The sequence below is a fragment of the Alloalcanivorax sp. C16-1 genome (assembly GCF_046507805.1).
Lineage (GTDB): Bacteria > Pseudomonadota > Gammaproteobacteria > Pseudomonadales > Alcanivoracaceae > Alloalcanivorax.
On record NZ_JBKFTK010000004.1, the window covers coordinates 300934 to 315877 of the forward strand.

At 66.5% G+C, this 14944-nt stretch carries 11 protein-coding genes; 3 read left to right on the forward strand and 8 right to left on the reverse strand.

Going from position 1 to position 14944, the window contains the following annotated elements; genetic code table 11:
- Position 1: 1 nt before the first annotated feature.
- Positions 2 to 898: a CHAD domain-containing protein gene (locus ACLD0W_RS15195; protein ID WP_410308321.1), complete on the reverse strand. Its 897-nt coding sequence runs from the start codon at positions 896 to 898 to the stop codon at positions 2 to 4.
- Between the two features lie 162 nt (positions 899 to 1060).
- Complete coding sequence (locus tag ACLD0W_RS15200) at positions 1061 to 2557, reverse strand: flavin-containing monooxygenase (RefSeq protein ID WP_410308322.1); 1497 nt, start codon at positions 2555 to 2557, stop codon at positions 1061 to 1063.
- A 225-nt stretch (positions 2558 to 2782) separates the two neighbouring features.
- Here ACLD0W_RS15200 and ACLD0W_RS15205 point away from each other — a divergent pair, with 225 nt between their 5' ends.
- On the forward strand, positions 2783 to 4027 hold the full coding sequence (locus tag ACLD0W_RS15205) for an acyl-CoA dehydrogenase family protein (protein WP_410308323.1): 1245 nt from the start codon (positions 2783 to 2785) through the stop codon (positions 4025 to 4027).
- Between the two features lie 310 nt (positions 4028 to 4337).
- On the opposite strand, the gene ACLD0W_RS15210 is transcribed toward ACLD0W_RS15205, so the two are convergent.
- From ACLD0W_RS15210 to ACLD0W_RS15220, 3 genes are all read right to left on the reverse strand, one after another.
- On the reverse strand, positions 4338 to 5861 hold the full coding sequence (locus tag ACLD0W_RS15210) for a flavin-containing monooxygenase (protein ID WP_410308324.1): 1524 nt from the start codon (positions 5859 to 5861) through the stop codon (positions 4338 to 4340).
- Positions 5862 to 6064: 203 nt separating this feature from the next.
- Positions 6065 to 6994, reverse strand: a complete 930-nt coding sequence (locus tag ACLD0W_RS15215; protein WP_410308325.1) for a ferritin-like domain-containing protein — start codon at positions 6992 to 6994, stop codon at positions 6065 to 6067.
- Between the two features lie 24 nt (positions 6995 to 7018).
- A complete protein-coding gene (locus tag ACLD0W_RS15220) occupies positions 7019 to 7840 on the reverse strand; it encodes an SDR family NAD(P)-dependent oxidoreductase (protein WP_410308326.1) in 822 nt (273 codons plus the stop codon).
- 90 nt (positions 7841 to 7930) lie between these two features.
- Between ACLD0W_RS15220 and ACLD0W_RS15225 the strand changes: the two genes are divergently transcribed.
- Positions 7931 to 8566 carry a TetR/AcrR family transcriptional regulator gene (locus tag ACLD0W_RS15225; protein ID WP_410308327.1) on the forward strand — a complete coding sequence of 212 codons (636 nt, stop codon included), beginning with the start codon at positions 7931 to 7933 and terminating at the stop codon, positions 8564 to 8566.
- Between the two features lie 13 nt (positions 8567 to 8579).
- Here the strand turns inward: ACLD0W_RS15225 and ACLD0W_RS15230 are convergent, their stop codons facing one another.
- Together ACLD0W_RS15230 and ACLD0W_RS15235 are read right to left on the reverse strand one after the other, a co-directional pair.
- Positions 8580 to 9035 carry a DUF2147 domain-containing protein gene (locus ACLD0W_RS15230; RefSeq protein WP_410308328.1) on the reverse strand — a complete coding sequence of 152 codons (456 nt, stop codon included), beginning with the start codon at positions 9033 to 9035 and terminating at the stop codon, positions 8580 to 8582.
- A gap of 196 nt (positions 9036 to 9231) precedes the next feature.
- Entirely contained in the window at positions 9232 to 10365 is a 1134-nt protein-coding gene (locus tag ACLD0W_RS15235) for an aminotransferase class V-fold PLP-dependent enzyme (RefSeq protein ID WP_410308329.1), read from the reverse strand.
- A 246-nt stretch (positions 10366 to 10611) separates the two neighbouring features.
- Here ACLD0W_RS15235 and ACLD0W_RS15240 point away from each other — a divergent pair, with 246 nt between their 5' ends.
- Positions 10612 to 11556, forward strand: coding sequence for a 2-hydroxyacid dehydrogenase (locus ACLD0W_RS15240; RefSeq protein WP_410308330.1), 945 nt, complete (start codon positions 10612 to 10614; stop codon positions 11554 to 11556).
- A gap of 96 nt (positions 11557 to 11652) precedes the next feature.
- Here ACLD0W_RS15240 and ACLD0W_RS15245 read toward each other — a convergent pair whose 3' ends face one another.
- Positions 11653 to 14943, reverse strand: a complete 3291-nt coding sequence (locus ACLD0W_RS15245; protein ID WP_410308331.1) for a carboxyl transferase domain-containing protein — start codon at positions 14941 to 14943, stop codon at positions 11653 to 11655.
- Between the last annotated feature and the right edge of the window lies 1 nt (position 14944).

Below are 14944 nucleotides of genomic sequence, written 5' to 3' on the forward strand. Positions count from 1 at the left end.
GTCAGCCGCTCTTTTTTTCCTTCAGCGCCTGGCGCAGGGCCTGACGGTAGGCTTTCGGCTTGGGCCCGAAGAAGCGCCGGGTGCGCTTCTCGCAATCCTCCACCACGGCCGCCTCCCGGCGGCCGATCATCTGCCGCACATGGGCGAAGGGCTCCTTGTCGTCCGCCTCCTTGCGCGCTTGGCGCAGAAACTCGTCGAGCACCTGCAGGTCGTGCAGCTCGCCCAGACGGCGTCCCAGCTTCTTGAGGTCCTTGATCGCCACGTCGCTGCCGTCGAGACGGTCGGCGATCGGATCCAGCAGGTAGAGCTGCGTCTTGGCGCTTTTGCGGAAGTCGTGCCAGACGGTGGCGCGGTTCTCGGCGATGGCCTCGAAGCCACGCTGGCGGGCATCGGCGTAGAGGCGGCCGAAACCCTTGCGCAGCAGGTCGGTGCTCTCCTCCCTGCCCTGGTCCGCGGTGAGCGCGTCCCAGGCGGCCCGGTCGTCGGTGAACACCGTCTCCAGGCCGTCCGGCGGGGCCGGCGCCACCGCCGTTTCATCCTCCGGCAGGGCCAGCCGCCGCACCGCGTCCACCGCCTCCTGCTCGTAATCGCGGCGGGTGCCGGCACGCAGGGCGTCCAGGGTCTCGCCCATCACCTGGCGGTCGCGGGCCACGGAAAGCTGGCGGGCGGCGTCACGCAGTGCCTTGTCCCGCTTGTCGGCGGTTTTACGGTGGCCCTGGGTGGCCATCAGCCGCCACAGGGCGCGCAGCCTTTTCACCGTTACCCGCAGGTCATGGACGCGGTCCGGGTCCAGGGTGCTCTGGTCCTTCAGCAAGGTCAGAGCGGTCTCATCCTGAGCCCGCGCGGCCTCGATAAGGCGTGCCATCAACGCCGTTTCGTCGCCTGGTTTTTGGCCCATGAAAGTTCCCCCGGGGCAGCCAGATTGGGAGCCCGATTATGGGACCTTCACGGGAAAATTACCGTGACAACTAAATGACAGCCCCGAGGGCTGCTCCGTGAACCCCGCAACGAAAACGCCCGCCGTGAAGGCGGGCGCCGATACCGGGAAAACCCGCACCGCTCAGCCGCGCAGCAGGGCGCCGACGCCGCGACGTTTACGGTTTTCGTCCTTGACGAATTCCAGGGTGTCGTCGTCGATGCGCCCATAGCGCAGACGCGGCAAATCGTAGAGGTAATTGCTCAGCACCTTCCAGGGCGCCTTGGAGCCCTGACGCGGCAGCTTGTGGGCGGCGCGCTGGATATAGCCGGATTGCAGGTCCAGGAAGGAGGTCTCGGTGTCGCAGCCCTCCGGGTCACGGGGGGTGACCTGGCGCAGGCCCTTGCGGGACATATAGTTGAGCAGGCGGCACACGTATTCCGCCACCAGATCCGCCTTCAGCGTCCAGGACGAGTTGGTGTAGCCGAACACCATCGCCATGTTGGGCACGTCGCGCAGCATCACGCCCTTGTAGACCAGCACGTCGTTGGGCTCGCGGGTTTCGCCGTCCACCGACAGCTCCGCGCCCCCCAGCAACTGCATGTCCAGGCCGGTGGCGGACACCACGATGTCGGCTTCCAGTTCCTCGCCGGACTTCAGACGCAGGCCGTTCCCGGTGAAGGTGTCGATGTGGTCGGTGACGATGGAAGCGCGCCCTTGCTTGAGCACCCGGAACAGGTCGCCGTTGGGCACCGCGCACAGCCGCTCGTCCCAGGGGTTGTAGCTGGGCCGGAAGTGCTTCATGTCGACGTCGTCACCGAGCTGACGGCGGGCGGCGGCGAGCAGCGCCCGGCGCACCAGGCCGGGCCGCGTCTTGGACAGCTTGAACACCAGCCGCTGCAAGGCGATGTTGCGTGCCCGCGCCATCCGGTACACCACCATCTCCGGCAGGAAACGGCGCAGCCGCACGGAAATCTCATCGCGCTCCGGCACCGTGGCGATGTAGGTGGGCGAGCGCTGCAGCATGGTCACGTGCCCGGCCTCGCCGGCCATGGCCGGCACCAGGGTGACGGCGGTGGCGCCGCTGCCGATCACCACCACTTTCTTGCCGGCGTAGTCCAGATTCTCCGGCCAGTGCTGGGGGTGGATCACCTGGCCTTTGAAGTCCTGCTCGCCAGGAAATTCCGGCTTATAGCCGGTGTCGTAGTTGTAGTAGCCGGTGCAGCACAGCAGGAACTGGCAGGTGTAGGTTTCCCGTTCGCCGCTGCCTTCGTGCTCCACCTGCACGGTCCACAGGCTGGTCTCGGTGGAAAAATCCGCGCCCAGCATGCGCAGGCCGTAATGGATCTTATCCTCGATCTTGTACTCGCGGGCGGTGTCCACGATGTACTGGCGGATCGACGGGCCGTCCGCCAGCACCTTGGGATCGGTCCAGGGGCGGAAGTTGTAGCCCAGGGTGTACATGTCGGAGTCCGAGCGGATCCCCGGGTAGCGGAACAGGTCCCAGGTGCCGCCCATGCGCTGGCGCCGTTCGATCAGCGCGAAGCTGCGATCCGGACAATCGCGGCTCAGGTGACAGGCCGCGCCCACGCCGGACAGGCCGGCGCCGATAATCAGTACATCAAAGTGATTCCGGGACATTCCCACCTCCAGCCCGGTCGCCGCCGGCGACCAGGATTACATTACTCAATGGCAAGTTCATTGCAGGGCATGATGCCCCCGCCCCGGCCACGGGGAAAGGGCAAAGCGGGCCGTTCGGTCGTCGCTACGGTCAATCCCGTGGCCCGTTCCGCCACCGTTGACCTGGATCAAGCCGCGCCGTCGCCCGGCGACCTACCCTGAAGACCCCACCGTCCCGGAGCCACCATGGATTTCAGCTTTTCCGAGTACGCGGTGCAGGTCCAGGACCTGCTGCGCCGCTTCATGGCCAGCGAGGTGCTGCCGCGCAACAACGACTGGCACCGCGCCGCCGAGGCCGGCGACTACCCGCTGGCGGTGATCGAGCCGCTCAAGGCCCGCGCCCGGGAGCTGGGCCTGTGGAACCTGTTCCTGCCGGAACTGCGCGAGCACGAACCGGGCACCGCCATGAGCAACCTGGACTACGCGCCCCTGGCGGAAATCATGGGCCGGCTGCCCTGGGCCGCCGAGGTGTTCAACTGCAGCGCCCCGGACACCGGCAATATGGAACTGCTGCACCGCTTCGCCGACGCCGAACAATACCGGCGCTGGCTGCGCCCGCAGCTGGACGGCGAGATCCGCTCCTGCTTCGCCATGAGCGAACCGGACGTGGCCTCCTCCGACGCCACCAATATCGGCACCACCTTCCGCCGCGACGGCGACCACTACGTGGTCGATGGCCGCAAATGGTTCATCACCGGCGCCGCCCACCCGCGCTGCGCCTTCGCCGTGGTGCTGGGACGCTGTGACGACGGCCCCGACGGCGACCCGCACCGCCACCATTCCATGCTGATCGTGCCGATGAATACCCCCGGCCTCACCGTGGAACGCAACATCCCGATCCTTCAGCACCACTCCCCGGAAGGCCACTGCGAACTGGTGTTCCGTGGCGTGCGGGTGCCCGTCGACCACCGCCTGGGCGCCCCCGGCGACGGCTTCGCCATGGCCCAGGCAAGACTCGGCCCGGGCCGCGTGCACCACTGCATGCGCACCATCGGCCAGTGCGAACTGGCCCTGGAAATGATGTGCGAACGGGCCCTGGAACGGCGCGTGTTCGGCAAGCTGCTCAGCGAGCACGAGAATGTGAAGGACTGGATCGCGGAATCGCGCCTGGAAATCGACCAGGCCCGCCTGCTGGTGCTGCACGCCGCCTGGCTGATGGACCGCCACGGCAACGCCGCCGCCCGCACCCAGGTGTCGGCCATCAAACTGGTGGCCGCCCGCCTGCAAACCAGAGTGGTGGACCGCGCCATCCAGATCTTCGGCGCCATGGGCCTGTCCCCGGACACGCCCCTCGCCTACCTCTACACCTGGGGCCGCGCCCTGCGCTTCATGGACGGCCCGGACGAAGTGCACCTGCGCACCGTGGCCCGCGCCGAACTCAAAAAAGCCCGCGAACACCGGGGCGACACGGCCGCCTATTTCACCCTGTAGAAACGCCGCCGGGATATGGAGCCCCCGTAGGAGCGGCTTCAGCCGCGATCATGGGCCGTGCCAACGGCATCGCGGCTGAAGCGGTACGCCGCCCGGCCGCTCCTACCGCCTTTTTCGGGCGCCGTACCGCCAATTCCACCCACCAAGGCCGAGGCTTACCCGGAAGCGTCCCGGTGTGGCCCTCTTTCCGGGACCCTTGAGAACAGGACGTTCGAAAGGGAGCCCCCAGGGACGGGTTCACGGCGTTCCCGGAAAGAGGGCCACACCGGGACGCGCCCCAGATGGAGGGTCCAAACGTTCGCAAACTCCGCTAAGCCTTGAGCGCCACCCGCTCATAATCCCGATCATCAAAGGTCGCCATCTGCCGCCGGTACTGGGTAGCGAACCCCGGAAACATGGTGGCGTTGAAACCGTCCTCGGTGAGATACCAGCTCTTGCAACCGGAATTCCAATTGGTCTTCGCCAACCGCTTCTGCAGAAGAGCGTTGTGACGCGCTTGCACCGCCGGTTTCACGTCGAGCAGCCTGAGATTGTCGTCCAGCAACCGCTGCACGCCACGCACCGCGTAATCCAGCTGCGCCTCCATATACACCAGCGCCGAGTTGTGCCCCGGCCCGCTGTTCGGCCCGAACAGGAAAAACAGATTCGGATAGCCGGCCACATTGATGCTCTTGTAGGCCTGGGCACCGCGCGCCCACTCCTCGCCCAGCTCACGGCCATCGCGCCCGCGCACCGGAAAGGGCGTACCGCTCTTCGGCACATCGAAGCCGGTGGCGAACACCACGCAATCCAGCTCGTGCTCCACGCCATCGGCGGTACGAATACCGTTCTCCGACAACCTGGCGATGGGCCAGGTAATCAACTGGGCGTTGTCTTTCTGCAGCGCCGGGTAATAGTCGTTGGACACCAGCACGCGCTTGCAGCCGATGCGGAAATCCGGCGTCAGTTGCCGGCGCATCCAATCGTCCGCCACCTGCCGATGCAGATGACGCCGGGCCAGCCGCTCCGCCAGGCGGGTCAGCGGCGAATTCCAGATCACCGCCATGGCCATGGTCTCATGGGTCCAGAACAGCGCTTCGCGCAGAGCCTTCTGACTGGCTGGCACGGCACGAAACAGCGTCTTGTTCCAGGCCGGAGTATGGAAATCCGGACGCGGAATCACCCAGGCCGGGGTGCGCTGAAACACCTTCAGACTGGCCACCCGGTCCACCAGCTCCGGAACGATCTGAATGCCGCTGGCACCGGTGCCGATCACCCCCACCCGCTTGCCGCTGAAATCGTAATCGTGATCCCAGCGGGCACTGTGAATCTTCTTGCCCCGGAACGCGTCCACCCCTTCGATGTCCGGCAGGCGGGCGTTGGAGAGCGGGCCCTGGGCCATCACCGCCGAGCGGGCCCGCACCGTGCCGCCACCGTTCAGCCGGGCGGTCCACAGGCCCTGCTTCTCGTCGAAGTCCAGGCCGCTCACGTTGTGGTTAAAACGGATGTGCTTCTTGAGCCCGAAGGCGGCCACCAGGTACTCGATGTAATCGAGGATCTCCGCGCTCTCGGAATAGCTGCGCGACCAGTTCGGATTGGGCGCGAACGAAAACGAATAAAGGTTGGAGGGGATATCGCAGGCGGCGCCGGGATAGGTGTTGTCCCGCCAGGTGCCGCCCACCCGATCGCCGCGCTCCAGAATCACGAAGTCCTCGATACCCGCCTTCTTGAGACGGATCGCCATACCCAGCCCGGCGAAGCCGGCGCCGACAATCAGCACCGACACCGGCTTGGGGACTGCTTTGCGGGCAGCTTCCTTACGCACCGCTTTCTTACCGGCGGCCTTTTTGGCCACGGCTTTTTTCGCGACGGTTTTCTTGGCCGGCGCCTTCCTTGCCGCGGTTTTGCTCGACGCGGCCTTCTTCACCGCCGTTTTATTTTCCGGCGTCGGATGCTCCTGCCCGCCAATCTTTTCCTCACGAATGTTTTCCTCACGATTGCTCATCGCTGACCCGTCCGCTTGTCCTTTCAACTTTTCACTTTCAACTTTCAACTCGTTCAAACCACCGGCTTATAGGTGATGCCCTTGACCCAGGTCGGTACCCGCGACGGCATCACCCGATCCGGGATCCGGTCGGTCAACCGCACCATGGCGTCCACCGGGGTGTGGTAGAGCCTGTGGCGGCGGTTGATCACGATGCGCCCGTGGCGGCTGATGATCTGGTACCAGGGATTGCGCCGGCCGTCGGCGGTGCGACCACCGATGCGCTCGAACTTCTTCATGGCCGCGTACAACCGTTCCTCACCCAGGCCCATGTCGATGATGTTGTCACGCATGCGGTTGAGCAGCGGCACATAGGAGGCAATGCCGAGAATCAGGCGCGGGTCCATCAGGGTGGCGATGGCTTTCAGCACCTTGATGTAAGTGTCGCCGTGGCCCTGCATTTCCAGCACATGGAAGCCCACGCCCAGGTGCCGGGACTCGTCGTCGTTGATGCGCGCGAACGCCTGGTGGCACACCGGGTCGTCCACGGTGTCGAGCAGGAAGGTGCAGAGCGCGCCGTCCAGGGCGATTTCCAGCATCGGGATCACCGAGCCCAGCACCTCCAGCGGCATGTCGTCGCTGTAGCGGTCCAGCCACTGGATCACCAGCCGCAGGTTCTTATTGGGTTCCGGCACCCGGTCGCCGTCGAGCATGCCCCAGCGCTTCATCAGCGCCATTTCCGCGTTGGCGTGGCGCTGCTCCTCGGCGTGAAAGTAGGTGTAGATTTCCTTGAGCGTGTCATTGGGCGCCTTGCGGGCCATGGCCGCGAAACCGCGCGCGCCGACGTGCTCGATCCACATCAGATCGGCCATGAAGGCTTTCAGCTTGGGGCGCTGTTCATCGGTGATCAACTCGGCGCCGGGGGCGTCCCAGTCGATATCCGCCAGCGCCCACTGGCTGGCCTTGACCTTGGCGAGCATTTTGTCGAGATCGATGGAAGCCATGTTGTTCTCCCTTTTCAGAAGGATTCAGGAAACCAGGGTAAAGCGGCTCAGCAGACCGGTGCCGCGGGCGTACAGCGCCGGCAGATAGCGCTTGGTGCGCCAGATCAGCCGTGCATCCACCTGGGGCAGCACGTACAGACGATTACGATCCAGGGCCTTGAGCGTGGTGCGCGCCACGCCCTTGGCGGACACGCCGGTGAGCGACACCCAGCGGTTCATCAGTGGCGTCACCGATGCGTCGATGCGGCCGCTGGTGAAGATGTTGGTTTTCACCACCGTGGGGCACAGGGCGGTGACGTGCAGGCCACTGCCGGCGCTTTCCGCCGCCAGCGTCTCGGACAGGGCCAGCACCGCCGCCTTGCTGGCGTTGTAGGGCCCCATGCCCGGCGCCGCCGCGAAGCTGGCGGTGGAGCACACATTGATGATGCCGGCGCGGGGCAGCGCGCGCAGACGCGGCGCGAACACGTGGCAGCCGTGGATCACGCCCCACATATTGACGCCCATCACCCAGTGCCAATCGGCCATGGGGATCTCGCCCACCCGTTTGCCGCCGGCGCCCACGCCGGCGTTGTTGATGACCAGGTCCGGTTCCTCGCCGAACCATTCGGCGGCCCGGTCCGCCAGCGCCTCCACCTGCGCCAGCTCGGACACGTCGCAGGGCACCGCCAGCGCCAGCCCGCCTTTCTCGCGGATCCGTTCCACGGTGGCGCCGGCGCTGGTTTCGTCGATATCGGCGCACACCACGCGGCCGCCACGGGCGGCCAGTTCCAGCGCGAAGGCACGGCCGATGCCACTGCCGGCGCCGGTGACCACGGCGCGGGCGTTGCGGGTGATTTGTTCTGTCATGTTCGGAGTCCTCGCCATACGGTGCCAAATTGACCGTGACATTCATCAATGGCAAAGTAGTCCGATCATTTGTTCGGATTCAATTCGGATATGCCGCCTTCCCGCCAGCGCCGCCCCACCCAGCCCCGTGCCAAGGCCACCGTGCGCGCCATCGTCGAGGCCGGGTTCATCTCACTGAGCCACCACGGGGTGGAAGGCACCACCACCCGGCACATCGCCGAGATCGCCGGGGTCAGCGTGGGCTCGCTGTACGAATACTTCGCCAACAAGGAAGAGATCTTCGACGCCATGCACCAGCACGTGGTGGCGGAAGTGGTGGAGATGGTGCAGCCGCGCATCCCGGAGTTGGTGCGCATGGAAATCCGGCCGTTGGTGGCGGAGCTGCTATACCGCTTCCGCGATCTGCTGGAACGGGACGACGGCCGTTACCTGCGCTACATGAGTTACGCCGCCTACTTCGCGCCGCGCAATCAACTGGAACCGATCAACCGGCTGCTAATGAATCTGCTGGTGCAGTACGTCATGCACCACCCGGACCTGACCCGCCTGGGCAACCTGCCGGCCATGGGTTTCATCATGATCAACGGCGGCATCTTCACCGTGATCCGCCATCTCACCGATCCCCACCCGACGGTGGCGTTCGACGATCTGGTGCGCGGGTTGGGGGATATGGTGGGGTATTTCGTGGAAGGGGAATTGGCCCGGGGCCCTTCGGCCCCGGGCTAGCGGTAAGCGTTTTTTACTTCAACAAATCCTTATGCAGGTGCGGGGCGTCCTCGCCGACCCGGTGCCAGGTCTGGCTGCGGCCGAGCAGGCTGACGCCGATATAGCCGCGCGCTTCCAGGGTGTCCGGGTCGGTCAGTTTGGCCTTGGCGCTGTAGGTCTTGCCGTTGTCCGGGGAGTAGATGCTGCCGTCTTCCCAGGTTTCGCCGCCGGCGTATTTGAGATTCTGCAGCACGGTGACGCCCAGCAGACGGCGGTCCCGTTTGCTTTCGTCCGGGTTGTTCTCGTCGTAGCGGGCTTCGCCGTCGCTGGAGCCGACCACGCGCCCGTTCCAGGTATCGCCGTCCTGGTAAATCTGCACATAGCCACCGGTCTTGGTTTCCCAGACCCCTTCGATGGCATGGGAATCGTCGGCGGCCCAGCCCACGGCGCACACGCCGAGCAGGGCGGCGGAAATCAGCGGTTTGATCATGACACGGTCCTCCGGAAAAACGTGGAGAAAGTCCACGGGATGAGCGGGGCCGAGAGAGTAAACAAAACAGAAAGAAATGTCCCTCAAACCGTATTCGCTCTGAGGAATCCATTAAAAAATAGGAAAGGGGACGGGTGTTTAAAACACCGTCAAATCGCCCCGGCCCGGAGCCCGCGCGGGCTCCGGGCCGACGGCATCAGCCGGCGATATGGGAAAGGGCGGTTTCCAGCTGCTCCACGGTGCGATCGACGTGGCTGAGCTTATCGAGGCCGAACAGGCCGACCCGGAAGGTTTTGAAATCCGCCGGCTCATCGCACATCAGCGGCACGCCGGCGGCGGTCTGCAGGCCCTCGGCGATGAACTTGCTGGCGTTGTGCAGGCCGTCGTCGTCGGTGTAGCAGACCACCACGCCCGGCGCCTCGAAGCCCGGCGCCGCCACGCTGCGGATGCCGTAGCGGGTGAACAGCGCCCGGACCCGGCCGCCCAGTTCCTCCTGGGCGGCGCGCACCACGGAGAAGCCCTGGGCACGGGTTTCCTCCATGAAATCGCGGAACCGGGTCAGGCTGTCCGTGGGCAGGGTGGCGTGGTAGGCATGGCCGCCGTTCTCGTAGGCGCGCATGATCTCCAGCCAGCGTTTCAGGTCGGCGGCGAAGCTGGTGCTGCGGGTGTTCTCCAGCACCGCCAGGGCGGCCTCGTTCATCATCACCAGGCCGGCGCAGGGGGACGAACTCCAGCCCTTCTGCGGCGCGCTGATCAGCACGTCCACGCCGGTGTCCTTCATGTCCACCCAGATCGCCCCGGAGGCGATGCAGTCGAGCACGAACAGGCCACCCACTTCGTGCACCGCCTCGGCCACCGCCTTGAGGTAATCGTCGGGCAGCATCAGCCCGGCGGCGGTTTCCACATGGGGCGCGAACACCATTTCCGGTTTTTCCCGGCGGATGGCTTCCACCACCTCCTCGATGGGCGCCGGCGCGAACGGGGCGGGTTCGCCCTCGCCGCTCACCGGCCGTGCCTTGAGCACGGTCTCGGCGGCGGGGATGTCGCCCATCTCGAAGATCTGGCTCCAGCGGTAGCTGAACCAGCCGTTGCGGATCACCAGGCAGCGTTTGCCGGTGGCGAACTGGCGGGCCACCGCTTCCATGGCGAAGGTCCCGCCGCCGGGCACCACCGCCACGGCGTCCGCGTGGTAAGCCTGCTTCAGGGTGGTGGAGATGTCCCGCATCACCTGCTGGAACGCCTGGGACATGTGATTCAGGGAGCGATCCGTGAACACCACGGAATATTCCAGCAGACCTTCCGGATCCACCTCGGGCACCAGTCGAGACACAAGCATTCTCCCGCTTCAAAAGCCGTAAACATTTAACAGGCCACCCGTTATAGAGGCGTGGGCGGCGGGCTGCAAGGCATGACAGGGTTAAAAGTTACAAGTTAAAAGTTGAAAGCGCGGGGCCGGCCCGGCAAAACGGAACCGCCGTGCCCGCGCCGCAACGCACCATGCGGTACACTGACCGCCCTGCTTTCCTTTTCACTTTCAACTTTTCACTTTCAACGTCTTCACCCCCGGAGCTTCCCCGTGACCACCCTCAACATCCGCACCCTTACTCTTCCCACCCAATGGCACCTGGACACCGTCAAGGATCAGGCCGGAGATTTGAAACTGGGGGTCTGGGACCTGAAAGGCGACCCCGAGGGGTTGAGCGAGGAGGAAGTGGAAGCGGTGGTGTTTCACCATCCCGCCGGTGAAGCGGGCAAGCGGCGGCTGTCCACCCTGCCCAATCTCAAGCTGATCCAGACCCAGTCCACCGGCTACGACGGCTTTATCGAGGCGGGCCGGGGCGCCGCCGTGGCCAGCGCCTATGGCCTGCACGCCGGCCCCACCGCGGAGCTGACCCTGGGGCTGATTCTCACCGCCCAGCGCGGCCTGGACCGCTTCGCCCGGGATCAGGCGGAACACCTCTGGCGGCCGTTCACCTCACCGGGCCTGCTGGACCGCAAGGTGCTGATGATCGGCACCGGCGGCGTGGGCGCCGCCATCGCCGAGCGACTGGCGCCGTTCGGCGTCGAACTGACCCGGGTCGGCACCCGCGCCCGGGACGACCAGCACGGCCATGTGCACGGCGTGGACGAATTGCCCGCCCTGTTGCCGAACGCGGAGATCGTGATTCTGATTACGCCGCTTAACGACGACACCCACGGCATGGTGGACGCGGCGTTTCTGGCCCGCCTGCCGGACGGCGCCCTGGTGGTGAACGTGGCACGGGGCCCGGTGGTGGACACCGATGCTCTGCTGGCCGAGCTGCAAAGCGGCCGCCTGCGCGCCGCCCTGGACGTGGTGGACCCGGAACCCCTGCCCGCCGATCATCCCCTGTGGGACGCCCCGGGCCTGTACCTGGCGCCCCACGTGGGCGGCCGTTCCGAAGCGCTTATGCCGCGCCTGGCCGCCTACCTGCGCGAGCAGGTGCGGCGCATCGCCAACGGGGAAGAGTTGCAGAATTTGGTGTACGGGGGAAAGAGTTGAAAGTTCAAAGTTAAACGTTGAAACGCGGGTGGGGGCCGGGGGCGGCTGGACGGCCGTGCCCGCGTCCCTTTTAACTTTTCACTTTCAACTATCGTTTTACCAAGTATCAATCATCGGCCGCCGCTTCCCGGCAATCGGCTCCAGCCCGCCGGGCGGGGTGGCGCGCAGGCCGCGCATCAGCCATTGCCGGGAGTCCGCCGGGTCGATGACGGCGTCGATCTCCAGGGCGGCGGCCATGCTCAGGGCCTCGCCCCGTTCGTAGAGCTTGTCCACCAGTTGCCGGAACAGGGCTTCCCGTTTTTCCGGGGTTTCCTGGGCCGCCAGCTCTTTCTTGTAGGCCAGGTTCACCGCCCCTTCCAGGCCCATGCCGCCGAATTCGCCGCTGGGCCAGGAGGCGCAGAACAGGGGCGCGTGGAAGGAGCCGCCGGTCATGCCCTGGGCGCCCAGGCCATAGCCCTTGCGGGTGACCAGGGACAGCAGCGGCACGGTGAGGCTGGCGGCGGTGACGAACATGCGGCAGGTGCGGCGCACCATGGCGGTCTCTTCCTCGGAGGGGCCGACCATGAAGCCCGGGGTGTCGCACAGGCTGACCATGGGAATGCCGAAGGCATCGCACAGCTGCATGAAGCGGGATGCCTTGTCGGCGCCGGCGGCGTCGATGGCGCCGCCCAATACCTGCGGGTCGTTGGCGATCAGGCCCAGGGGGCGGCCTTCGATGCGCACGAAGGCGGTGATCATGCCGGGGGCGAAGTCGGCGCGCAGTTCCACCAGGGAGTCGATGTCCACCAGGATGCGGATCAGCGCGCGCATGTCGTAGGCGTGCAGCCGGTTTTCCGGCACCGCCCGGCGCAGCCAGCGTTGGTCCTCGCAGTCCCAGTCGGTGACCGTGCCCTGGAAGTAGCCCATCAGTTTTTTCGCCAGGGCGGCGCCTTCCTCTTCATCCTTCACCACGCAGTCGATCACGCCGTTGGCGCGCTGCACCGATACCGGCCCCACTTCCTCGGGTTTGAACACGCCCAGGCCACCGCCTTCGATCATGGCCGGGCCGGCCATGCCGATGCAGGCGTTCTCGGTGGCGATAATCAGGTCGCTGGTGCCGGCGAACACCGCGTTGCCGGCGAAGCAGCGGCCGGACACCACGGCGATGCGCGGCACCAACCCGCTGAGCCGCGCGTATTGGATAAAGCTGGGGCCGTCCAGGCCGGCCACCTTGGTGGCGTTGTCGGTATCGCCGGGGCGACCGCCGCCGCCCTCGGCGAAGAAGATCACCGGCAGTTTCTGCTGCTCGGCCACCTGCAGAATGCGGTCGGTTTTCTTATGGTTCATGGTGCCCTGGGTGCCGGCCAGCACGGTGTAGTCGTAGGCCAGTACCGCGCAACGGCTTTTGCTTTCGTCGAACAGCTCGCCGTTGACCGCGCCGATACCGGTGATCATGCCGTCCGCCGGGGTGTTGTGGATCAGATCGTCCAGGTCACGGCGGGCGCGCTGGGCGGCGAAGGTGAAGCCGCCGTACTCGATAAAGCTGTCCTCGTCGACGATCGCCGCCACGTTCTCGCGGGCGGTGCGCTGGCCGGTCTTGCGCCGTTTGGCCACCGCGTCCGGGCGGTTTTCGTCCAGCAGCAGGCCCTCGCGGGCTTTCAGCTTCGCCAGGTCCGGACGAATACGATCCAGGTCGATCTCTTCCTCCCCGGCGTCCGCGTCGGCTTCCACCTCGCCGGGCTGCACGAACAGCAGCGGATCACCGGCGGCCACCGCGTCGCCCACGGCGAAGGTGAGCTGGCGCACGGTGCCGCTGGTGGCGGCCACCACCCGGTGCTGCATTTTCATCGCTTCCACGAACGCCACCGGCTGGCCCTCGCGGACGCTGTCGCCCTCGGCCACCAGCAGCTCCGCCACCACCCCTTGCATGGGTGTGAGCACGCCTTCGGTGCCCGGCGGCGCCTGCACCGAGGGGCCCTGGGATTCGGTGTCCGCGCCGTCCGCGCCGAAGTGCAGGGACGGGTGTTCGCCGCCGTTCACCAGCTCGGCCATATGGTCGTCGACGAAGCGGGTGTAAACGGCGTTGTCCGCCACCTCATCGCGCCGCAGCAGGTTCTGCAGAAAGCCGATGTTGGTGTCCACGCCCTCGATGCGGAACTGACACAGCGCCCGGTAGGCGCGGCGGATGGCGGTGGCGAAGTCGCCCCGGCCGTGCACGATCAGCTTGGCCAGCAGGGAATCGTAATGCGGGCTGGTGCGGTAGCCGCGATAGCCGAAGGTGTCCACGCGCAGGCCCGGGCCGGAGGGCGGCTCGAAGGTGGCCAGGGTGCCGCCGGCGGGGCGCGCTTCGCCGCTGGCGTCCATGGTTTCCATATTGATGCGCAGCTGCACGGCGAAGCCGTTCGGGGCGGGCACCGTGTCGCGGCTCAGGCCCAGATCCGCCAGGGAGGCGCCGCCGGCGATTTTCAACTGAGTCTGCACCAGGTCCACGCCGGTGACTTCCTCGGTGACGGTGTGCTCCACCTGCAGGCGCGGGTTGGCTTCGATAAAGGCGAACCGGCTTTCGTCGGCGTCCACCAGAAACTCAAAGGTGCCCAGGCTGCGGTAACCGACCCGGGCGGCCAGCCGCAGGGCCGCGTCCAGCAACTGCTGGCGGGTGCTCTCCGACAGGGTCGGGGCCGGCGCGATCTCCACCAGCTTCTGGTTACGGCGCTGCAGGCTGCATTCCCGTTCCCACAGGTGCACCGGGGCGTCGCCGCCGTCGCCCACCACCTGCACTTCAATGTGCCGGGCCCGTTCGATAAAGCGTTCCACATAGAGCGCGCCGTTGCCGAAGGCGGCTTCGGCTTCCGCCTGGCAGCGCTTGAACGCCTCCGCCAGGTCGTCGCCGGGGCCGACGATGCGCATGCCCCGGCCACCGCCGCCGGCGATCGCCTTGACGATCACGGTGGCGTCGCCGCCGAGACCATCGCGGAACGCCTGGGCCTGTTCCAGGGTGGTGTCGGCGCCGGTGCCGGGCACCACCGGCACCTGGCACTCCTCCGCCAGCACCCGGGCGCGGGCCTTGTCGCCGAGCAGGGCGAGTACTTCCGGGGTGGGGCCCACGAAGGTGAGGCCGGCCTGCTGGCAGCGCTCGGCGAAATCGCGGCTCTCGCTGAGGAACCCATAGCCCGGGTGCACCGCGTCGCAGCCGGCCTCCACCGCCACCCGCACCAGCTGCTCGGCGTCCAGGTAGGCGGCGGCGCCACGCCCTTCCAGGGCCACCGCCTGGTCGGCCACGCGGGTGTGCAGGGCCCGCTCGTCGTCGGCGGGATAGACCGCCACGGTGGCGATGTCCAGGTCGGCGGCGGCGCGGGCGATGCGCACGGCGATTTCGCCACGGTTGGCGATCAGAAGCTTACGGGTCATG

What these genes read in the sequence shown, in the direction of transcription:
- ACLD0W_RS15195 (WP_410308321.1), bottom strand. Translation starts at nt 898, where the DNA reads ATGGGCCAAAAACCAGGCGACGAAACGGCGTTGATGGCACGCCTTATC.
- ACLD0W_RS15200 (WP_410308322.1), bottom strand. Translation starts at nt 2,557, where the DNA reads ATGTCCCGGAATCACTTTGATGTACTGATTATCGGCGCCGGCCTGTCC.
- ACLD0W_RS15205 (WP_410308323.1), top strand. Translation starts at nt 2,783, where the DNA reads ATGGATTTCAGCTTTTCCGAGTACGCGGTGCAGGTCCAGGACCTGCTG.
- ACLD0W_RS15215 (WP_410308325.1), bottom strand. Translation starts at nt 6,994, where the DNA reads ATGGCTTCCATCGATCTCGACAAAATGCTCGCCAAGGTCAAGGCCAGC.
- ACLD0W_RS15220 (WP_410308326.1), bottom strand. Translation starts at nt 7,840, where the DNA reads ATGACAGAACAAATCACCCGCAACGCCCGCGCCGTGGTCACCGGCGCC.
- ACLD0W_RS15225 (WP_410308327.1), top strand. Translation starts at nt 7,931, where the DNA reads ATGCCGCCTTCCCGCCAGCGCCGCCCCACCCAGCCCCGTGCCAAGGCC.
- ACLD0W_RS15230 (WP_410308328.1), bottom strand. Translation starts at nt 9,035, where the DNA reads ATGATCAAACCGCTGATTTCCGCCGCCCTGCTCGGCGTGTGCGCCGTG.
- ACLD0W_RS15245 (WP_410308331.1), bottom strand. Translation starts at nt 14,943, where the DNA reads ATGACCCGTAAGCTTCTGATCGCCAACCGTGGCGAAATCGCCGTGCGC.